Below are 1,712 nucleotides of genomic sequence, written 5' to 3' on the forward strand. Positions count from 1 at the left end.
GAGCGGCCGGCCGCAGCCGCCGGGCGGGTGCCGGCACGGGGCGGGGCGGTTCGGCGAGCCAGGCGCCGAGGGTCCGTGCGTCCCGGGTGGGCATGCCCAGTTGCAGCACGGTGCCCTCGGGCGTGCGGTAGCGCAGGCCGACCATCTCGACGGCGGCTCCGGTGGCGCGCAGGAGCGTGGCGTCCAGGACCTCGCCGCCGTGCGGCAGGGCGGTGGCCGTGCCGGCGCGGTCGAGGAAGACGGGCCCGTCCAGGCGCGGGTCGGCCAGCAGCCTGCCCCTGCGGCCGTCCAGTCGGCACCGGAAGTGCACCGGCCGGCCGGCCGCCAGGGCGTGGCGCCGTCGTGCGGCCGCCCACCGCGCCAGTCCCGCGATGATCATCGGGATCACCACGAAGGCCAAGAAGCTGCCGATCATCCTGCTGTCGTCCCCTTCGTTCGGTCAACGAAGGGTAAAGGTGCCGGTCGTGGGCGCCGCACCGGGGTGCCTGCTCGCCGGAAACGCCCGGCCGGACCCCGGGGTGATGGGCTAGGGTCTCGGCGTGGATCAGCCCGTGCCGCACCCGGCCCTCCCGTCATGAGCCTCGCCCGCGCGTTGGTCGACGTACGGCCGTTGAGGACGTCTCCGCTGTTCCGGCGGTTGCTGATCGGGCGCACGGTGTCCACGCTCGGCAGCTTCATGACCGTGGTCACCGTCATGTTCCAGGTGTGGGACGCGACCCGCAGCACGGTGTGGAGCGGGGCGGTGGGGCTGGCGCAGGCGCTGCCGATGATCGGCATCGGCCTGTTCGCGGGGTCGTGGGTCGACCGGGCCGACCGGCGCCGCGTCTACCTGCTCGGCAACGCCGGTCAGGCGGCCTGTTCGCTGCTGCTGGCCGTCCAGGGGTTCACCGGGCACGTCCCGGTGGCCGCCGTGCTGGCGCTGGTGGCGGTGCAGGCCTCGTTCGGGGCGGTGGGCGCGCCGGCGGCGGGGGTGTTCGTGCCGCGGCTGCTGCCGAAGGACCAGGTGGCGGCGGGGCTGGCGCTGAACCAGGTCACCGGGCAGGCGATGATGCTGCTCGGTCCGGCCGTCGCCGGTGTCGTGCTCGGCTGGTGGGGCATCGGCGTCTGCTACCTGCTGGACGCCGCCAGCTTCGGGGTGTCGTTCGCCGCGTCCTTCGCCCTGCCCGCGATGCCGCCCGTGGGCGAGCAGTCCCGTCCGGGTCTGGGCGGGGTGGCCGACGGGCTGCGCTTCCTGACGGGCCACCGCGTGGTGCGCGGTGCGCTGCTGACGGACCTGGCGGCCACGGTGCTGGCCATGCCGGCCAGTCTCTTCCCGCTGGTCAACAGCGAGCGTTTCGACGGCGACCCGCGCACGCTGGGCCTGTTCCTGTCGGCGCTGGCCGTGGGCGGTGTCGCCACGACCGCGCTGTCCGGTCCCGTCACCCGGCTGGCGCGCCCGGGCCCGGTGATGCTCGGCGCGGCCGGCACGTGGGGCGCGGCCCTCGCCGGGTTCGGCCTGACGACCAGTGCGTGGGCGGGCCTGGGGTTCCTGGTGGTGGCGGGGGCCGCGGACGCGCTGGCCGTCCTGTCCCGCACGACGATCGTGCAGACGTGCACGCCCGATGCGCTGCTCGGCCGGGTGACGGCCGCCGTTGGTGGTCAGCGCGAGCGGCATCCGGGCGGCGAGCGCGGCCACGACCTCCGCGACCTCGGGGAAGAGCCGGGTGGAGCGG

2 protein-coding genes are annotated in these 1,712 nt (G+C 75.6%); one reads left to right on the forward strand and one right to left on the reverse strand.

Going from position 1 to position 1,712, the window contains the following annotated elements; translation table 11 throughout:
* Positions 1-415: hypothetical protein (locus ABZ641_RS36100; protein WP_359988696.1), on the reverse strand; the 415-nt coding region annotated here is incomplete at its 3' end.
* 159 nt (positions 416-574) lie between these two features.
* Between ABZ641_RS36100 and ABZ641_RS36105 the strand changes: the two genes are divergently transcribed.
* Positions 575-1,712, forward strand: a 1,138-nt coding sequence (locus tag ABZ641_RS36105; RefSeq protein WP_359988698.1) for an MFS transporter, incomplete at its 3' end; no start/stop codon positions are given.

This window comes from Kitasatospora sp. NPDC007106 (assembly GCF_040634455.1).
Classification (GTDB): domain Bacteria; phylum Actinomycetota; class Actinomycetes; order Streptomycetales; family Streptomycetaceae; genus Kitasatospora; species Kitasatospora arboriphila.